The 15,917-nt window shown below is 68.8% G+C and carries 15 protein-coding genes and 1 tRNA gene; 6 read left to right on the top strand and 10 right to left on the bottom strand.

All coding sequences use genetic code 11. The annotated features are described in order from the left end of the window. Positions 1 to 3 precede the first annotated feature (3 nt). Complete coding sequence (locus tag FHX50_RS08240) at positions 4 to 561, bottom strand: LytR C-terminal domain-containing protein (protein ID WP_183376499.1); 558 nt, start codon at positions 559 to 561, stop codon at positions 4 to 6. A gap of 76 nt (positions 562 to 637) precedes the next feature. Next, on the bottom strand, positions 638 to 883 hold the full coding sequence (locus tag FHX50_RS08235; RefSeq protein ID WP_183376497.1) for a DUF3263 domain-containing protein: 246 nt from the start codon (positions 881 to 883) through the stop codon (positions 638 to 640). Positions 884 to 966: 83 nt separating this feature from the next. Between FHX50_RS08235 and FHX50_RS08230 the strand changes: the two genes are divergently transcribed. Beyond that, the gene (locus FHX50_RS08230; RefSeq protein WP_183376495.1) at positions 967 to 1,695 is read left to right on the top strand and encodes a uracil-DNA glycosylase; all 729 of its coding nucleotides are present in this window, start codon (positions 967 to 969) and stop codon (positions 1,693 to 1,695) included. Positions 1,696 to 1,790: 95 nt separating this feature from the next. Beyond that, entirely contained in the window at positions 1,791 to 2,498 is a 708-nt protein-coding gene (locus FHX50_RS08225; RefSeq protein WP_183376493.1) for a TetR/AcrR family transcriptional regulator, read from the top strand. Here FHX50_RS08225 and FHX50_RS08220 read toward each other — a convergent pair. From FHX50_RS08220 to FHX50_RS08205, 4 genes are all read right to left on the bottom strand, one after another. After that, entirely contained in the window at positions 2,483 to 3,400 is a 918-nt protein-coding gene (locus FHX50_RS08220; protein ID WP_183376491.1) for a DNA-methyltransferase, read from the bottom strand. The two genes, FHX50_RS08225 and FHX50_RS08220, sit on opposite strands and share 16 nt — an antisense overlap. A gap of 175 nt (positions 3,401 to 3,575) precedes the next feature. Continuing rightward, positions 3,576 to 3,647: transfer RNA gene (locus tag FHX50_RS08215), tRNA-Thr, on the bottom strand. Between the two features lie 163 nt (positions 3,648 to 3,810). Continuing rightward, positions 3,811 to 4,593: a DsbA family protein gene (locus FHX50_RS08210; protein ID WP_183376489.1), complete on the bottom strand. Its 783-nt coding sequence runs from the start codon at positions 4,591 to 4,593 to the stop codon at positions 3,811 to 3,813. Positions 4,594 to 4,696: 103 nt separating this feature from the next. Continuing rightward, the gene (locus tag FHX50_RS08205; RefSeq protein WP_246370897.1) at positions 4,697 to 6,694 is read right to left on the bottom strand and encodes a serine/threonine-protein kinase; all 1,998 of its coding nucleotides are present in this window, start codon (positions 6,692 to 6,694) and stop codon (positions 4,697 to 4,699) included. A gap of 204 nt (positions 6,695 to 6,898) precedes the next feature. On the opposite strand from FHX50_RS08205, the gene FHX50_RS08200 reads away from it, so the two are divergent. The 3 genes from FHX50_RS08200 to FHX50_RS08190 all read left to right on the top strand — a co-directional run bounded on the left by FHX50_RS08200 (position 6,899) and on the right by FHX50_RS08190 (position 9,733). Continuing rightward, a complete protein-coding gene (locus FHX50_RS08200; RefSeq protein ID WP_183376485.1) occupies positions 6,899 to 7,123 on the top strand; it encodes a heavy-metal-associated domain-containing protein in 225 nt (74 codons plus the stop codon). A 128-nt stretch (positions 7,124 to 7,251) separates the two neighbouring features. Next, positions 7,252 to 7,935: an AIM24 family protein gene (locus FHX50_RS08195; protein ID WP_183376483.1), complete on the top strand. Its 684-nt coding sequence runs from the start codon at positions 7,252 to 7,254 to the stop codon at positions 7,933 to 7,935. 289 nt (positions 7,936 to 8,224) lie between these two features. After that, positions 8,225 to 9,733 carry an FAD-dependent oxidoreductase gene (locus tag FHX50_RS08190; RefSeq protein ID WP_183376481.1) on the top strand — a complete coding sequence of 503 codons (1,509 nt, stop codon included), beginning with the start codon at positions 8,225 to 8,227 and terminating at the stop codon, positions 9,731 to 9,733. Positions 9,734 to 9,784: 51 nt separating this feature from the next. Here the strand turns inward: FHX50_RS08190 and FHX50_RS08185 are convergent, their stop codons facing one another. The 4 genes from FHX50_RS08185 to FHX50_RS08170 form a co-directional block, all read right to left on the bottom strand. After that, positions 9,785 to 10,570 (bottom strand): amino acid ABC transporter ATP-binding protein, encoded by a 786-nt coding sequence (locus tag FHX50_RS08185; RefSeq protein WP_221187287.1) that lies wholly within the window; start codon positions 10,568 to 10,570, stop codon positions 9,785 to 9,787. Beyond that, positions 10,567 to 11,361 (bottom strand): amino acid ABC transporter permease, encoded by a 795-nt coding sequence (locus tag FHX50_RS08180; protein ID WP_183376479.1) that lies wholly within the window; start codon positions 11,359 to 11,361, stop codon positions 10,567 to 10,569. The genes FHX50_RS08185 and FHX50_RS08180 overlap by 4 nt, the downstream gene beginning before the upstream one ends. Positions 11,362 to 11,422: 61 nt before the next feature. Beyond that, the gene (locus tag FHX50_RS08175; protein WP_183376477.1) at positions 11,423 to 12,208 is read right to left on the bottom strand and encodes a basic amino acid ABC transporter substrate-binding protein; all 786 of its coding nucleotides are present in this window, start codon (positions 12,206 to 12,208) and stop codon (positions 11,423 to 11,425) included. 122 nt (positions 12,209 to 12,330) lie between these two features. After that, positions 12,331 to 13,542: a pyridoxal phosphate-dependent aminotransferase gene (locus FHX50_RS08170; protein WP_183376475.1), complete on the bottom strand. Its 1,212-nt coding sequence runs from the start codon at positions 13,540 to 13,542 to the stop codon at positions 12,331 to 12,333. A 165-nt stretch (positions 13,543 to 13,707) separates the two neighbouring features. On the opposite strand from FHX50_RS08170, the gene FHX50_RS08165 reads away from it, so the two are divergent. After that, a complete protein-coding gene (locus FHX50_RS08165; RefSeq protein ID WP_183376473.1) occupies positions 13,708 to 15,801 on the top strand; it encodes a M3 family metallopeptidase in 2,094 nt (697 codons plus the stop codon). Positions 15,802 to 15,917 lie beyond the last annotated feature (116 nt).

Below are 15,917 nucleotides of genomic sequence, written 5' to 3'. Positions count from 1 at the left end.
AGGTCACGGCTCGGTGACGACAGCGACGACGAGCGGAGTCTGGTAGTCCTCGGACTTCACCGGGTCACCGGCGCCGACGTCGGCGGCGAGGGCCTTCGCGGCCGGCAGGTCGGCGTCGTCACGGTAGAAGACGGTTGTCTCATCCATCTTCTTGCCGTTGCCGGAGGTGACGTTCTCCCAGCCCTTCTCGCGCAGCACTTCGGTCCATTGGCCGGCGAGGCCGTTGGTCTTCGAGGCGTTGTTGACGCGCACCTTGATGGTGCGGTCCACGCTCTGCTCCTCCTCCGTGGGGTCGGCCGATGCTTCGTCGCTGGGTGCGGCCGATGCGGTGGTCTGCGGGGCGGGGTCCGGGGAGCGGGTGTAGGTGTCCTTCTCGCCGGTGAACTGGCTGATCAGCAGCAGGGCACCGATGAGGGCGAGAACGGCGATCGCCGCGATCACGATGTAGTTCAGGTTGGACTTCCAGAACGGTTCATCGGCGCGGTGCGATCCGCGCAGGGGCGCGTTCGCTGCTTCCCGGTCGAACTCGTCTGCCGGGTAGGGGTAATCAGTCTCTGCCACGGTCCTACACTAACGCGAACCACGCCTGATCGCGGGTGAGGCGACGCTCCGTGTTACCGGCGCCGCTCCCGCAGCTCTACCGGCGCCGCTCCCGCAGTCGGTTGATGAGCGCCGGCGCATACGCCAGAGCCGCCGGGTCATCGAGCAGCCGGTTGAGCCGCACGTGGTACTGGATGCTGGTCAGGCCGAGCTCGTCGCGGATCCGCTTCTCCTTTGCGCCAACGGATCGGAAGGTGCGCGATTCGAGGTCGATCAGGGCGCGCGCGTCGTCGGACAGCCCGGTGGGCTCGCCGGGCTCGGTGGGGTCGGGGGCGTCGGTCATGCGCAGCAGTCTAGGGGCCGACGGATGCAGAACCCGTCGGCCGCCCCGGCTGGCCGACCAGCCGGCCCCGCTAGCCTGACGGCATGCCTGACCACGAACCCCAGCCGCCCACTCAGCCCGCCGCCGGTGCATCGCCCGCCCCGAAGCCGCTGAGGGAGATCATCGACCCCGACTGGGCCCGCGCCCTCGCGGACGTCGAACCCGTCGTGCACCGCATGGGTGACTTCCTGCGCGCCGAGCAGGCCGCCGGGCGCGGCTTCCTCCCCGCCGGGGACGCGATCCTGCGCGCCTTCACCACGCCGATGCCACAGGTGCGGGTGCTGATCGTGGGACAGGACCCCTACCCCACCCCCGGCCACCCGATCGGGCTGAGCTTCGCGGTCAACCCGGACGTGCGGCCGATCCCGCGGTCGCTCGTGAACATCTATCAGGAGCTGCGGGACGACCTCGGCGTCCCCACTCCCGACCACGGCGACCTCAGCGCCTGGCAGGACCAGGGCGTGCTCCTGCTCAACCGGTGCCTCACCGTGCAGCCCGGCGCACCCGCCAGTCACCGCGGGAAGGGATGGGAGGAGGTCACCGATGCGGCGATCCGCGCGCTCGTAGCCCGCGAGGAGCCCCTGGTGGCGATTCTGTGGGGGCGCGACGCCCGCTCACTGAAGCCGCTGCTGGGCGACACGCCGACTGTTGAGTCCGCGCACCCGTCACCGCTGTCGGCGCGGCGCGGGTTCTTCGGGTCCCGGCCGTTCTCCACCGCGAACCGTCTGCTGCAGGAGCAGGGCGCGCACCCCATCGACTGGGCACTCTCCTGACCGAGCAGCCACGTGGTGGCCCCAGTCAGGGTCCGGGCCGGGAACAGTGATAGTAATGAGCCCACTGACCACCACCGCCGCCGAAGGAGACGCCGATGACGCAGCCGCGTCCGCATGATGAGGCACTGCGAGCCGACCTCGTCGCCGCCGCCACTGTCCGCCTCGCCGACCGGGGACCGGACGCGCTGTCGCTGCGGGAGGTCTCCGCCGCGTGCGGCACCTCCACCACCGCCATCTACGCCCTGTTCGGCGGAAAAGTGCAGCTCATCGATGCCGTCATCGACGAAGGCTGGGAGCGCCTCACCACCGCCCTGACCAGCATCGACTTCGACCCCCACCCGCAGCGTCGACTGCGGGACCTCGGCGTGGCCTACCGCTGCTGGTCCCGCGACAACCGCGAACTGTACGCCGCCATGTTCACCCGCGACAGCGGCACCGACGGGGCCCCGCTGCCCGCTGTCTCCGCCGGCATCCGCAAGGCCACCGTCCCGTTCCACCAGGCGTCCTACGCCGCCATCCTCGGCACCGAGCTCACCCCCGACTCCCCCTCCAGCATCGACGACGCGGAGCAGCAGGAGCTCATCTGCAACGTCGTCACCGCGATGTGGGTCAGCCTGCACGGCTGGATGAGCTTCACCGGGCTCCGCCTCGTGGACCCCAGCGACGTCTCGTTCGAGGAGTTCATCCCGCAGCTCGTGGACGCCGCCGTGAAGTCCGGGCAGGAGCTGTACAACCCGGAGAGCGGACAGCAGCGCCACCCGTGGACCGCGGCAGACGCTCGCAGCCCCTACACGCCCGACTGACGCCCCTGCCGATCCGCCGACCGGAACTCCACCTCGACCTCCGGATGCCGGCGGCTGAACCGCTCACGCATCACCTCGATCGCCTGCGGGTTCTCATCCACGAGGACGAACCGCCGCCCCAGCTGCGCCGCGGCCGCGCCCGTGGTGCCCGAGCCGGCGAAGAAGTCCAGCACCCAGTCGCCCTCCCGGCTGGACGCCTGCACGATCCGGCGCAGCACCCCCTCCGGCTTCTGCGTGGCGTACCCCGTCTTCTCCCGGCCCGTGGGCGAGACGATCGTGTGCCACCACACGTCCGTGGGGAGCTTGCCGCGCGCCGCCTTCTCCGGCGTCACCAGCCCCGGCGCCATATACGGCTCGCGGTCCACATCCTCGGAGTTGAAGGAGTAGGCCGACGGGTTCTTCACGTACACCAGGATCGTGTCGTGCTTGGCGGGCCAGCGCCGCTTCGTGCGGGCGCCGTAGTCGTACGCCCAGATGATCTCGTTGAGGAAGCAGTCGCGGCCGAACAGAACATCGAGCAGAACCTTCGCATAGTGCGCTTCCCGGTAGTCGAGGTGCAGGTAGAGGGTGCCGGTGTCGGTGAGGATGCGGCGGGCGTGCTCGAGGCGAGGTTCGAGGAAGTCCCAGAAGTCGGCGAAGGTGTCGCTGTAGCCGTAGAGGGTGCCCTTGACGGTGTCGTAGCTCTGCCCCTTGAACCCGACGCGTGAGCCCGCCGTGCCGAGGGCTGATCGGGTGGTGGTGATCGACTGCCGCTGCTGCCGCCGGCCCGTGTTGAACGGCGGGTCGATGTAGATCAGCTGGAACGACGCGTCCGGCAGAGTGCGCAGAACCTCGAGGTTGTCGGCGCTGACCACCGTGTTCGGGGCGTCCGGGTGCCAGAAGTCGGGAGTCGGTGCGGGCATGGGACCAACCCTATCCGCGGCCCGCGCACGACCGATCCATCGACGTATTCGGGTCTTGTCGCGCCGGCGCTCCCGAATCCGCAGACCGATCGGCGGCACCGGAGGCGGCGAGGGCGCGCGAGACGGGGCGGGGCAGCAGAACGCCCCGCCGGGTGGGCCGACGGGGCGGTGCGAGAGCTGGAGACGGGAATCGAACCCGCAACCACCTGTTTACAAGACAGGTGCGCTACCGTTGCGCCACTCCAGCGGGGATGGATCGGCCAGCGCGGCCGGCCGAACATCGCGCCTCAGTGTAGCCGATCGCGACCCCGCCCCCAGCACCCAGCGGGGCACTGCATGGGCGGGGTCACGAGACGGATCCGACCCTCAATCGCTGGCGATCGGGGCGCGCTGGAACCCGTCGGCTGCGATCACTCCTTGGGGGCGTCCGCGCCCTGGACCGCCTTCTTCAGCTCACCGGGCTGAGTCCAGTTGCCCTGCCATTCCTCACCGTTGATGAACACGGCCGGGGTGGCGCGGGACAGGTCCTTGCCTGCGGGCTCGGCGTACTTCGATGCCCAGCCCTGGTACTTGTTGGAGGAGATGCACTGCTGCGTCTCCTTGGAGGCGCCGGCGTCCTTGGCGTACTTCACCATCTGCTGGTTCGTGAGGCCGGGGCCGGTCTCCTCGGGCTGGTTCTTGAACAGTTCGAGCTGGAACTTCATGAAGAGGTCCGGAGACTCCTCATAGGTGCAGACAGCGGCGCCGGCAGCGCGGCTGGAGTAGAAGTCTGCGGAGGCGCCGTCGAGGCCGGTGCGCACGTTGTAGCGCAGCGTCACCTCGCCGTTCTTCGCCAGCTCGTTGAGGTCCTCGCCGTTGATCTTCTCGAACTCGCCGCAGAACGGGCAGTTGAAGTCGAGGACAATATCGACCTTCGGCGCGGAGCCGGGCTCAGCACCCACCACGAGAGCGGGGTCCTTCGGATCCAGCTTGGTGGTCTCGATGACCTTCGCGCGAGGATCATCCTTGCCCGCGGTGGCCTTCCAAATGCCGTAGCCGATGCCGCCGGCGAGCAGCAGGGCCAGGATCGTGACCACGGCGATGACGGCTCGGCGGATGTTCCGCTGGCGCTTCAGCTCGGCTTGGCGCTGCTTGCGCAGACGCTCCCGCTGGGCATCGCGGCTGGTGGCCTGTCCGCTGGCACGTGACGACATTCGAACTCCTCGACGATGTGGGGCTGGTGGGGCCTACCGTGTCATTAAAGCCTGGTGGGGCGGCGGCCTCCTAGTCCTTCGGGCGGACGTCACGGTCCGGCGGTCAGCGCCGCCAGAAGGCGAGGGTGTCGAACGTCGGCATGCCGGTGAACGGGAAGTAGTCGATGGTGCCGCCGCGCGCCAGGATGGTGACGCCCACGGCGATCAGCAGCGCCAGCAGCAGGAACGCCATGATCATCGTCCAGAGTCCATCGGGCGCGGCCGCATCGACCACGCGGTGGGCGCCGTTGCGGGTGAGGCGGCTGGACAGACCGATCCAGCACAGCAGGATCGTGAAGCCGACGATCCCCGCGCCGTACCAGGACAGCGGCAGGTGCGCATGGAAGCCGTAGAAGGCGACCGCGTCGATCGCGAGCACGAAGACCAGCCCGAGGATGAACGGGAACATCGCCAGCAGTATCGATTCGAGCAGGGCGACGGCGAACCTGGGCAGCGCGAACATCACGGCGCCCGCTCCCCCGCTGCGGCCGCTGCGGGCACGGGCCCGTTCGCCGGACTCCCAGGTGCGCTGCCACGTGCGGGCCAAGGCGCTGACCAGCAGGAAGACGATGATGGCGGTGAAGGGGGCGATGGCGCCGAGCGCTGTCATCAGCACAATGCCGAGCCACACGAGCCACGGCCGGCGGGGCGGCAGCATCGGGGCCGCCATCCCCGGGTGGGCCGACGGGTTCGGGTAGTGCTGCAGCTCGTAGCCCTGCCGCAGGTGGTCGGGCGCGGCCACGGGCCGGTGCTGCGGCGGTGCGTACGCCGGGGCCGGCGCCACCTGCTGAGCCGGTTGCACCTGCTGGAACTGGGCCTGCTGGGCGTAGGACTGTTGGAACTGCTGCTGGTGGTGGATCGGCTGGGTCGGGACGGGGCCGCCGTGGGGCACCCCGCCGTTCGCACCGTACGGTGCGCTGGGCGATTCGAGCGGCACCACCGGCAGTGCCTTCGTGGGGTGCTGTTCGTAGCCGTAGACAGGCAGCACCTCGGTGCGGGGCGCCTCGTCAGCCGCCTCGCCAGCGTTCTCGGCGGCCGGATCGCCTGCCGAGTCGTCGAGAGCGTCGAGCCGCGCCGTGGCCATCGGATCCGCGGCGGGCTCGTCCCGACGCTGGGGCCGCTCAACGGTCGGATGCACGGGCCGCGCATCGCGTGAGCCACCAGCGCCGAGTGCGGAGCTGCCGCCCTTCGCGGGGGCATCCACCGCGGTCGCCGGATCGAGGTCGAGGCGGGCAAGGCGGTGGATCAGATCCTCCGGATCGGGGCGGTCCTGCACACGGGGCTGCAGGGCGTCCCGCAGCCAGTCAGCGAGCTGAGCGGGCAGACCGTCCACGTCGACCTCGCCGCGCTCTGCGCGCAGAAAAACCACATCGGGGCGGCCGGAGCCGAACGGGTCGCGGCCGGTCGCGGCGAATGCGATCAGGCCCGCCCACGCCCACCAGTCCACTTCGGGGCCGGTCTCGTTGGTGCGGACCACTTCTGGGTCGAGGTAGGCGGCGGTGCCCATCATGAGGCCGGTGGAGGTGAGGCGGGAGTCCTCCCTCGCCTGCGCGATGCCGAAGTCGATGATGACGGGGTCGATGCGGGACCCGTCGGCCGAGAACTCCGTGAGCTCGGAGGGGCGGGCGCCGCGGATCATGATGTTCGAGGGCTTGAGGTCGCGGTGGATGATGCCGGCGGCGTGGATCTCCTGGAGTGCTTCGCCGAGGACCACGCCGATCTCACGGACGACTTCGAGGTGGAGCGCGCCGTGGTGGCGCACCGCCTCGTCCAGGGTGGGTCCGGGGATGAACTCGGTGACGATGAAGGCGCCGTCGCCGTCGAGTTCGGCGTCCAGGGGGCGGGCGATCTGGTCAGAGCTGACCCGCTGCAGGGCCGCGACCTCGCGGCGGAGGCGGGTGCGGGCGTTCTCGTCGCTCGCCACCTCGGGGCGCAGCAGCTTGAGGGCGACATCGTTACCGGCGCCGTCTTCGGCGAGGTACACGATGCCCATGCCGCCGGACCCGATCTTGCGGAGGATCGTGTACCCGGATTCGCTGAGCGCTGAGGAAGATGGCGACATGCCCTCCATGCTAGCCAGCAGGTGCCTACCGGCCCCCCATCCTCGGGTATGGAGAATTCCCCATGGCCTCATCCGCTGGTCGTCAACACCGAGGGCGCCTCCTTGCCGACGCCGCACAGCCCGCGGCTCTGTGCGAGCTGAACACCCCCATACCCCTGAGGGGTATACGATGGGTGCGTTGCTGTTCCCAACCGAGGAGGATCCATGACCACCCAGACCTACGCCGTCACCGGCCTCACCTGCGGCCACTGCGCCGCCGCCATCACCGACGAGGTCAGCGAGATCACCGGCGTCAGCAACGTGAACGTCGACCTGAACGTCGGCGGCGAATCGACCCTCACGTTCGACGCCGCTGAGCCCGTCTCCGCCGACGCTCTTCGCGAGGCCATCGGCGAAGCCGGCGACGCCTACACCCTCATCGCCGACTGACGACTCCGCACCGCCGGCCCCGCCTGTGGCGCCGGTGGGGACCGCTCCCCCTCGTTCCCCGTCGATCATGCAGGCGGGATCCATTAGCGTGATCCACGACTCCCCGCCCCTCGACCTGAAGGAATGCGATGCGATCAGCAATCTTCGACCAGAAGAACCAAGAGATCCAGACCAACGAACGCTGGGCCCTCCAGTCCGACCGCCTGCTGCGCTGCGCCCTCGGCCCGCAGTCCCCTGAGATCATCGCGCGCGCCGGCGCCATGGTCGCGTACCAGGGCCAGATGGACTTCGCCTACCAGGGCTCCGGCGGCGGCATGAAGCTGCTGAAGAAGATGGCCACCGGCGAAGGCGCCAACATCATGCGCGTGCGCGGCCAGGGCGAGGTGTTCTTCGCCAACCAGGCCGAGCACGTGTTCCTCATCCAGCTCGAGGGCGACGCCATCACCCTCAACACCAAGAGCCTGCTTGCGTTCGACTCCTCCATCGAGTGGGACATCCGCTCCCTCGGCAGCGCCGGCGCCGGCTTCTTCGCCGGCGGGTTCTTCAACCTCTTCCTGCAGGGCCAGGGCATGGTCGCCGTCACCTCCGACGGCCCTCCGCTCCTGCTCGACTGCTCCCAGCAGCCCACCTACGTGGATCCGCAGGCGGCCGTGTGCTGGTCGGCGAACCTCACCCCGCAGGTGAAGAACGACTTCAAGATGGGCTCCCTCATCGGCCGCGGCTCCGGCGAATCGTTCCAGCTCGGCTTCCACGGCCCCGGCTTCGTGGTCGTGCAGCCGTCCGAGGGTGCGCCCGTCGTCACCACCAGCTGACGGCGCACAGACTCTCTCCCTCCGTCCACCCGTCGGGTCCGCTGGCACCGGGCCCGGTGGAGCAAGGGGCGTCGCTCGCGCGGCGCCCCTTCGGTCTGCCCAGAATCTGTCGGCCTGCGCGGGGAGGTTGTGTGAAGTCCTGCCGACGGGGCCCGCTTTTCATTGGGCAGTGCCCGCCCGAGCGATACAGTTAACGCAACTGCGGCCTTGTCAAAACTCGTCGCGCCCCGTGGACGCCCCTCGCGCCCCGCCGCGCACACCACAACAGGCCCACCACCCTGCGCAACCGATGAGGAAGTCAGTGACCGAAACCTTTGAGACCACCCCGTTCCGCCTCGCCGTGATCGGCGCCGGCCCCGCTGGCGTGTACGCCGCCGAAACGCTCATGCGCAGCGAACAGGTGACCAGCGGCCGCCTCGCCGTCGAGGTCGATCTGTTCGACGCCCTGCCCGCACCGTTCGGCCTCATCCGCTACGGCGTCGCCCCCGACCACCCGCGCATCAAGGGGATCATCCGCGCCCTCCACCGCATCCTCGGTCGCGGCGACATGCGCTTCTTCGGCAACGTGGTCTTCGGTCGCGACATCACCCTCGAGGACCTCCGCGAGCACTACGACGGCGTCGTGTTCTCCACCGGCGCCCTCAAGGACGCCCAGCTGAACATCCCCGGCATCGACCTCGACGGCTCCTACGGCGCCGCCGACTTCGTCGCCTGGTACGACGGCAACCCCGACTACCCGCGCACCTGGCCGCTCGACCACGAATCCGTCGGCGTCATCGGCAACGGCAACGTGGCCCTCGACGTGGCCCGCATGCTCTCCAAGAGCGGCGACGAACTCCTCAAGACCGAGATCCCCGCCAACGTGTACCTCGGCAAGCAGGATTCGAAGATCACCGACGTCCACGTGTTCGGCCGCCGCGGCCCCGCCCAGACCAAGTTCACCCCGCTGGAGGCGCGCGAACTCGCCCACCCGAAGGGCGTGCAGGTCGTCATGGACCCGCGCGACATGGAGCAGATCACCGACGCCGAGTGGGAGAAGATCCGCGCCGACAAGCGCACGGACCAGATCGTCCGCACCTTCGAGGGCTGGCTGGCCGACCAGCAGGAGCGCGAAGAGAGCGGCGAGCAGCCGACGGATGCCCACGGAGGCGAGGTCAAGGTCCGCCTGCACATGCACTTCTGGCACCGCCCCGTTGAGGTCCTCGGCTCCGGCGAGAAGGACGAGGACGGCCAGCCCACCGGCCACGTCACCGGGATGCGCTTCGAGCGCACCGCGTTCGACGAGCATGAGCAGCTGATCGGCACCGGCGAGTACGTGGACTACGAGCTCGGCCAGGTGTACCGCGCTGTCGGCTACTTCGGCTCCGAACTCGCCGACGTCCCCTACAACGCGGACCGCGGCGTCATCCACAACACCGGCGGCCGCGTCACCGACGCTGAGGGTGCTGTGCAGTCCGGCCTGTACGCGAACGGGTGGATCAAGCGCGGACCCGTCGGCCTCATCGGCGCCACCAAGTCCGACGCCCTCGAGACCGTCACCCACATGCTGGAGGACATCGAGTCCGGCGCCCTCACCCCGTGCGCCGACCGCTCCGCTGACTCCGTGGTGCGGATGCTCGAGGACCGCGGTATCGAGTACACCGACTGGGACGGCTGGATGCAGCTGCACGACCACGAGGTCGCGCTCGGCGCCGCCGAACAGGACGCCGACGGCAACGCCCGCCCGTCCGTGAAGGTCGTGGACCGTGACGAGATGGTCCGGGTGTCCCGCGAGAAGAAGGCCGACGCCAGCGCCTGATCCCGACCCGGCGCTGCCGCCGCTGTTTCCCGTAGCGGGCCGGCCGGACCGTCAGAGCACGCGGGAGAGGAAGTCCTTCGTCCGCTTGTGCTGCGGATCGGCCAGCACGGTCGCGGGGTCGCCCTCCTCAACGATGACCCCGTCGGCCATGAAGACCAGCTTGTCGCCCACCTCGCGGGCGAAGCCCATCTCGTGCGTCACCACCATCATGGTCATGCCCTCGGCGGCGAGCTCCCGCATGACCCCGAGAACATCGCCGACGAGCTCCGGGTCGAGCGCGGAGGTCGGCTCGTCGAACAGCATCATGTCCGGTTCCATCGAGAGCGCCCGCGCAATCGCGACGCGCTGCTGCTGACCACCGGACAGCTGGCTCGGCATCGCCTGGCCGCGCTCCCCCAGACCCACACGGTCCAGGTTCGCCTGCGCGACCTTGCGCGCGTCTTCCTTGGAGCGGCCCAGCACCTTCCGCTGCGCCAGAACCAGGTTCTCCATCACGTCCAGGTGGCTGAACAGGTTGAACCCCTGGAACACCATGCCGATGCGGGAGCGGACACGGTCCAGCTCCGTCTCCGGGTCGGTGATGTCGATGCCCTCGATGAGGACCTGGCCGCTCGTCGGCTCCTCCAGGCGGTTCACGCAGCGCAGCAGCGTGGACTTGCCGGACCCGGACGGGCCGATCACGCACACCACCTGTCCGTGGTCCACATGGAAGTCGATGCCGGTGAGCACCTTCTTGTCACCGAACGACTTGTGCAGGCCCCGCACCTCGATCGCCGGCGCAACGGGGTCCATCTCCTGCGTGGGATGCAGGGGCTTGTGGGTGTTCGTGCGGCTCATCGGGATCCGCCTCGCTTCCTCTCCATGCGCGACACGATGCGGGTCAGCGGCAGTGTGATGGCCAGGTAGAACACGGCGGCCATCGTCAGGGACGTGGCGGTGCCGGCGGTGGGGCCGGAGCTCATCATGTCGCGGGCGAAGATGGTGAGCTCCTTCTCGCTCGCGGCGATGCCGATCACAAACAGCAGGGACGTGTCCTTGATCAGGATGACCAGCTCGTTCGTCAGCGGCGGCAGCACGATCCGCAGCGCCTGCGGCAGCGTCACCTGCACCATCGTCTGCGCCGGGGACATGCCCAGGGAGCGGGCCGCTTCGATCTGGCCCGGCGGGACCGCTTCGATGCCGGCGCGCAGCGTCTCCGCGAGGTACGCGGCGGCCACCATCATCAGGGCGAGCAGGCCCGCGCCGACGGGACCGCCGGGGGCGCGCCACCCGAACGCGATCGGCACACCGAACGCCATGAACAGGATGACGATCAGGGCGGGCAGACCGCGGAACAGCTCGATGTAGGCGGTGGCGAGCCAGCGGAACGGCGCCACCGGTGCGAGCTTCATCAGCACCAGGACGAGGGCGAAGACGAACCCGCCGGTGAAGGAGATGATCGTGTAGAGGATCGTGTTCTTCGCGCCGATCAGCAGCATGGTGGGCCAGGTTTCGGCGATGCCGTCGAGCAGGAAGAAGTTGTCGGCGATGGCGGGCCAGTCGGCGAGTGCGATCGCGGCGATGACGAGGAGGATGAACAGGGCGTAGAGCGACCAGTGGATCGCCCGCCTGCGTTGGGTACGGGTCACGGGATGGCTTTCGTCAAGGGGGAAGAGGAGTGGGCCGCCGATTCAGCGGCCCGCGCCCGGATCATTTGTCGGTGGAGAAGTACTTGTCGTAGAGCTTGTCGTAGGAGCCGTCTTCGCGCATGGCCTTGAGCTCCTTGTTGAACTCCTCGATCAGCTTGTCGTTGCCCTTCTTGGCTGCGAATCCGTACTGCTCACCCGTGTCGTACTCCTCCACGATGGCGAACTTGCCGTCCTTGGTGTGGGGGATGTTGACGGGGAGGTCCTGGAGGACGGCGTCGACCTGGCCGGCCTGGATGGCCTGCCACAGTTCGGCGTCACCGGGGAAGCTCTTCAGCTCGGCGCCGTCGAGGTTCTCCTTGGCGTAGATCTCGCCGGTGGAGCCGGTCTGGATGCCGACGGTCTTGCCCTTGAGGTCATCCTTGGTCTTGATGTCGGAGCCCTCGGCGACGAGCAGGGACTGCTTGGAGTCGTAGTAGCCGTCGGTGAACAGGAGGTTCTTCTTGCGGTCCTCGGTGATGGTCATGGCGGAGGCGCCGAGGTCGCATTCACCGGAGTTGAGGGCGAGACCGGACTGCAGGGAGTCGAACGCGGTGTCCTTGTAGACGTACTTCAGGCCCATCTTCTTGGCGACCTGTTCGGTGAGCTCCACATCGAAGCCGGTGTAGCCGCTGGGCGCGTTCTTGTCCTCCATTTCGAAGGGCTCGTAGGGTGCTTCGCCGCAGACGGTCAGGGTGCCGTCCTGGACGAGGTCGATGCCGTCGGGGTTGTCGCCGCCTCCGCTGCCGCCGCAGGCGGTGAGCAGGAGCGCCGAAGCGGCGGTCAGGGATGCAAGGGTGCGAATCTTCATGCCCCGAAGAGTACAGTGAAAGTGGCCTCCACCACAGTCCGAACCGTCGACTTCTGGGTGACCCAAGCCCTACTGATCGCTTTCGCGTCCGACATTTCGGACTCGAGGGCCGACAGGTGCCGTCAGCGGCGGATGCCGGCGAGGAAGTCGCCGATGCGGTCCAGCGCGTTCGCGATTGTGTCCGCATCCGGCAGCGTCACCAGACGGAAGTGGTCAGGGCGCGGATAGTTGAAGCCCGTTCCCTGGGTGACGAGGATCTTCTTCTCCCGCAGCAGCGCGTACGCGAGCTGCTCGTCATCCTCCACGGGGTACTGCTCGAGGTCCAGACGCGGGAACATGTACAGCGCCCCGGCCGGCTTGTTCACGCTCACTCCGGGGATCTCCATCAGGCCCTCGTAGGCGACATCGCGCTGCTCGCGCAGGCGCCCGCCGGGCAGCACCAGGTCGTCGATGGTCTGATACCCGCCGAGCGCGGTCGCGATCACATGCTGCGCGGGGACGTTCGCGCACAGTCGCATGTTGGAGAGGATCGTGAGGCCCTCGATGAAGTCGGCGGCATGGTCCTTCGGGCCGTACAGCATCATCCAGCCGGCGCGGAAGCCGGCCACCCGGTACGCCTTGGACAGGCCGTTGAAGGTGATGGTGAGCAGGTCCGGGGCGATGGACGCCATGGTGTGGTGCTCGGCGTCGTCGTAGAGGATCTTGTCGTAGATCTCGTCGGACAGGATCAGCAGGTCGTGCTCGCGGGCGACCTCCGCGATCTGCGCGAGGCGCTCCTTCGGGTACACCGCGCCGGTGGGGTTGTTCGGGTTGATCACCACGATCGCCTTCGTGCGGTCGGTGACCTTGGCGGCGATGTCCTCCACGTTCGGGAACCAGGAGTCGTCCTCGTCGAGCTCGTAGTGGACGGCCTTCCCGCCGGCGAGGGTGACCGAGGCGGTCCACAGGGGGTAGTCCGGCATCGGCACGAGGACCTCGTCGCCGTTGTCCACGAGCGCCTGCGCGAGCAGCTGGATCAGTTCGCTGACGCCGTTGCCGAGGTACACGTCCTCGACGGAGACGTCCGGCAGGCCCTGCTTCTGGTAGTACTGAGCGACCGCACGGCGGGCCGACGGGATCCCCTTCGACTCGCTGTACCCCTGCGCGGTGGGCAGCTGCTTGATGAAGTCGACCAGGATCTCATCCGGCGCTTCGAACCCGAACGGGGCGGGATTGCCGATGTTGAGCTTGAGGATGCGGTGGCCCTCCGCCTCCATCCGCGCCGCCTCTTCGAGCACGGGACCGCGCACATCGTAGGAGACGTTCCGGAGCTTCGAGGACTGCTTGAGCATCATCGCCCCAGTGTAAGCGTCGGGGGCCGACGGATTCCTCGGCGCCCGTCGGCCCCTACCCCGCGGTACCCGCCGCGCCCTCGCCGCCCCCCGGCCGGCCGATCCGCCGACGGTCACGACTTGGTCAAAGGCCCCACGGGCCCGCACCCATCTCTATAGCCTGGGCCCATGACTGAGAACCCCACCGCCGCGAACCCGTTCGCCGAGCCGTCCACGCTCCCCTACAACCTCCCCGACTTCTCCGCCATCCGCGACGAGCACTACCTGCCCGCCGTCCAGGAGGGCGTGGCGGAGGCCCGCGCGGCGTTCGCCCGCATCGCCGACGCCACCGACGAGCCCACCTTCGAGAACACGGTGGAGGTGCTGATCTCGCCATCGGCGATGCTGGAGCGCGCCGCCATCACCTACTTCAACATCGCCGGTTCCGACGGCACCGAGGAGCGCCTCGCCGTGGAGGGAGACATCGTCTCCGCCCTCACCGAACTCGACAACGACATGGTCCTCAACCCGGCGGTCTTCCGCCGCCTCGATGACCTGCACTCCCGCCGCGACCAGCTCGACCTCACCGCCGAACAGCTGCGGATCCTGGAGAAGCTGCACCTGCGCTTCACCCTGAGCGGCGCCGCCCTCAGCGACGAGGACCGCGCCGAACTCGCCGACCTCAACATGCGGATCGCGGACGCCCAGACCCGCTTCAGCCAGCAGGTCACCGAGGACATGAACGACGGCGGCGTGCTCATCCACGCCGAGGAGGAGCTCGCGGGCCTCTCCCAGCAGCAGAAGGACGCCGCCCGTGCCGACGCCCAGGCGGCCGGGCACGATGAGGGCTGGATGCTCACCCTGCAGTTCCCCACCATGCAGCCGCTGCTCGCGGACCTGGAGAACCGTGAGGTCCGCGAAATGCTGCACGTCGCGTCCGTGGAGCGCGGCGATTCGAACTGGCAGCTCGCCGCTGAGATCGCGGCGATGCGCGCGAAGAAGGCCGCGATGCTCGGCTTCGAGGACTTCGCCTCCCTCGCCGTCGCGGACCGCACCGCCCGCACCCCCGAGGCCGTGGAGGGCCTGTTCGAGAAGACGGTCGCGCCGGCGATGAGGAACGCCGACCGCGAAGCGGCGAAGATCGCCGACCGCGCGAAGCAGGACGGCATCGACGAGCTCAAGCCGTGGGACTGGTCGTACTACTCCGATCTCATCTCCACCGAGGAGTTCGCGGTGGACCCGGAGGAGCTGCGCCCCTACTTCACCCTCGACCGGGTCCTGGAGGACGGCGTGTTCTACGCCGCGCACATGGTGTACGGCATATCCTTCCGCGAGCGCGAGGACCTCGTCGGCTACCACCCGGAGGTGCGGATCTGGGAAGTCTTCTCAGCCGATGGGGAGGGCATCGGCCTGTTCCTCGGCGACTTCTTCACCCGCCCCACCAAGCGCGGCGGCGCCTGGATGAACCCCCTGGTCAACCAGTCGAAGAAGAGCGGCACGAGCCCCGTCATCGTCAACAACCTCAACATCGTTCCCCCGGCTGAGGGCGCCCCCGCGTACGTCACGCAGGACAACGTCCGCACGCTCTTCCACGAGTTCGGGCACGCCCTGCACGGCCTCCTCTCGGACGTGGACTACGCGGAGGTGTCCGGCACGTCGGTGGAGCGGGACATCGTGGAGTACCCGTCGCAGGTCAACGAGATGTGGATCTACCACCCGGCGATCCTGCCGAACTACGCCCGCCACATCGACACGGGACAGGTGGTGCCGCAGGAGCTGATCGACAAGATGCAGGCCGCGGAACAGTGGGGCGAGGGCTTCGGCACCGTGGAGTACCTGCGCGCCGCCGTGCTCGACTGGCGCTGGCACCGCCTGCCGGCGTCGCGGGATGCGCAGCCGGTCCAGGACCCGGTCGCGTTCGAGAACGACGCGCTGACCGATGCGGGGCTGATGCATCCGCTGGTGGAGTCGCGCTACCGCACCAGCTACCTCAACCATTCGTTCTCCGGCGGCTACGAGTCGGGGTACTACTCGTACCTGTGGGCAGAGGTCTTCGATGCGGACACGGTCGCCTGGTACGGCGAGAACGGCGCCGGGGCCGACGGGGCCCGCGGTGACGATGACGCTGACGCGCAGCTGGAGGCGATCCGTCGCTGCGGTGACGCGTTCGGTCGCCACATCCTCGCGATCGGCGGCAGCGCCCCGATCCCGGAGGCGTTCCGTGCGATGACGGGCCGTGAGGCGCGGATCGAGCCGCTGCTGAAGCGCCGCGGCCTCGCCTGAGCCGCCCAAGCACCGATCCGTCTGCACGTTCGGGATTTTTCCGCCGATCTTTCCCGAAACTGCAGACGGATCGGGCCCCGGCGTGGGAGCCGCGCCTAGCGCCGACCACTTGTCCC

Origin of the sequence: Helcobacillus massiliensis (assembly GCF_014191425.1) — a bacterium.
Lineage (GTDB): Bacteria > Actinomycetota > Actinomycetes > Actinomycetales > Dermabacteraceae > Helcobacillus > Helcobacillus massiliensis.
Note: the sequence above shows the minus strand (reverse complement) of the source record. Positions and strands in the feature narration are given on the sequence as shown.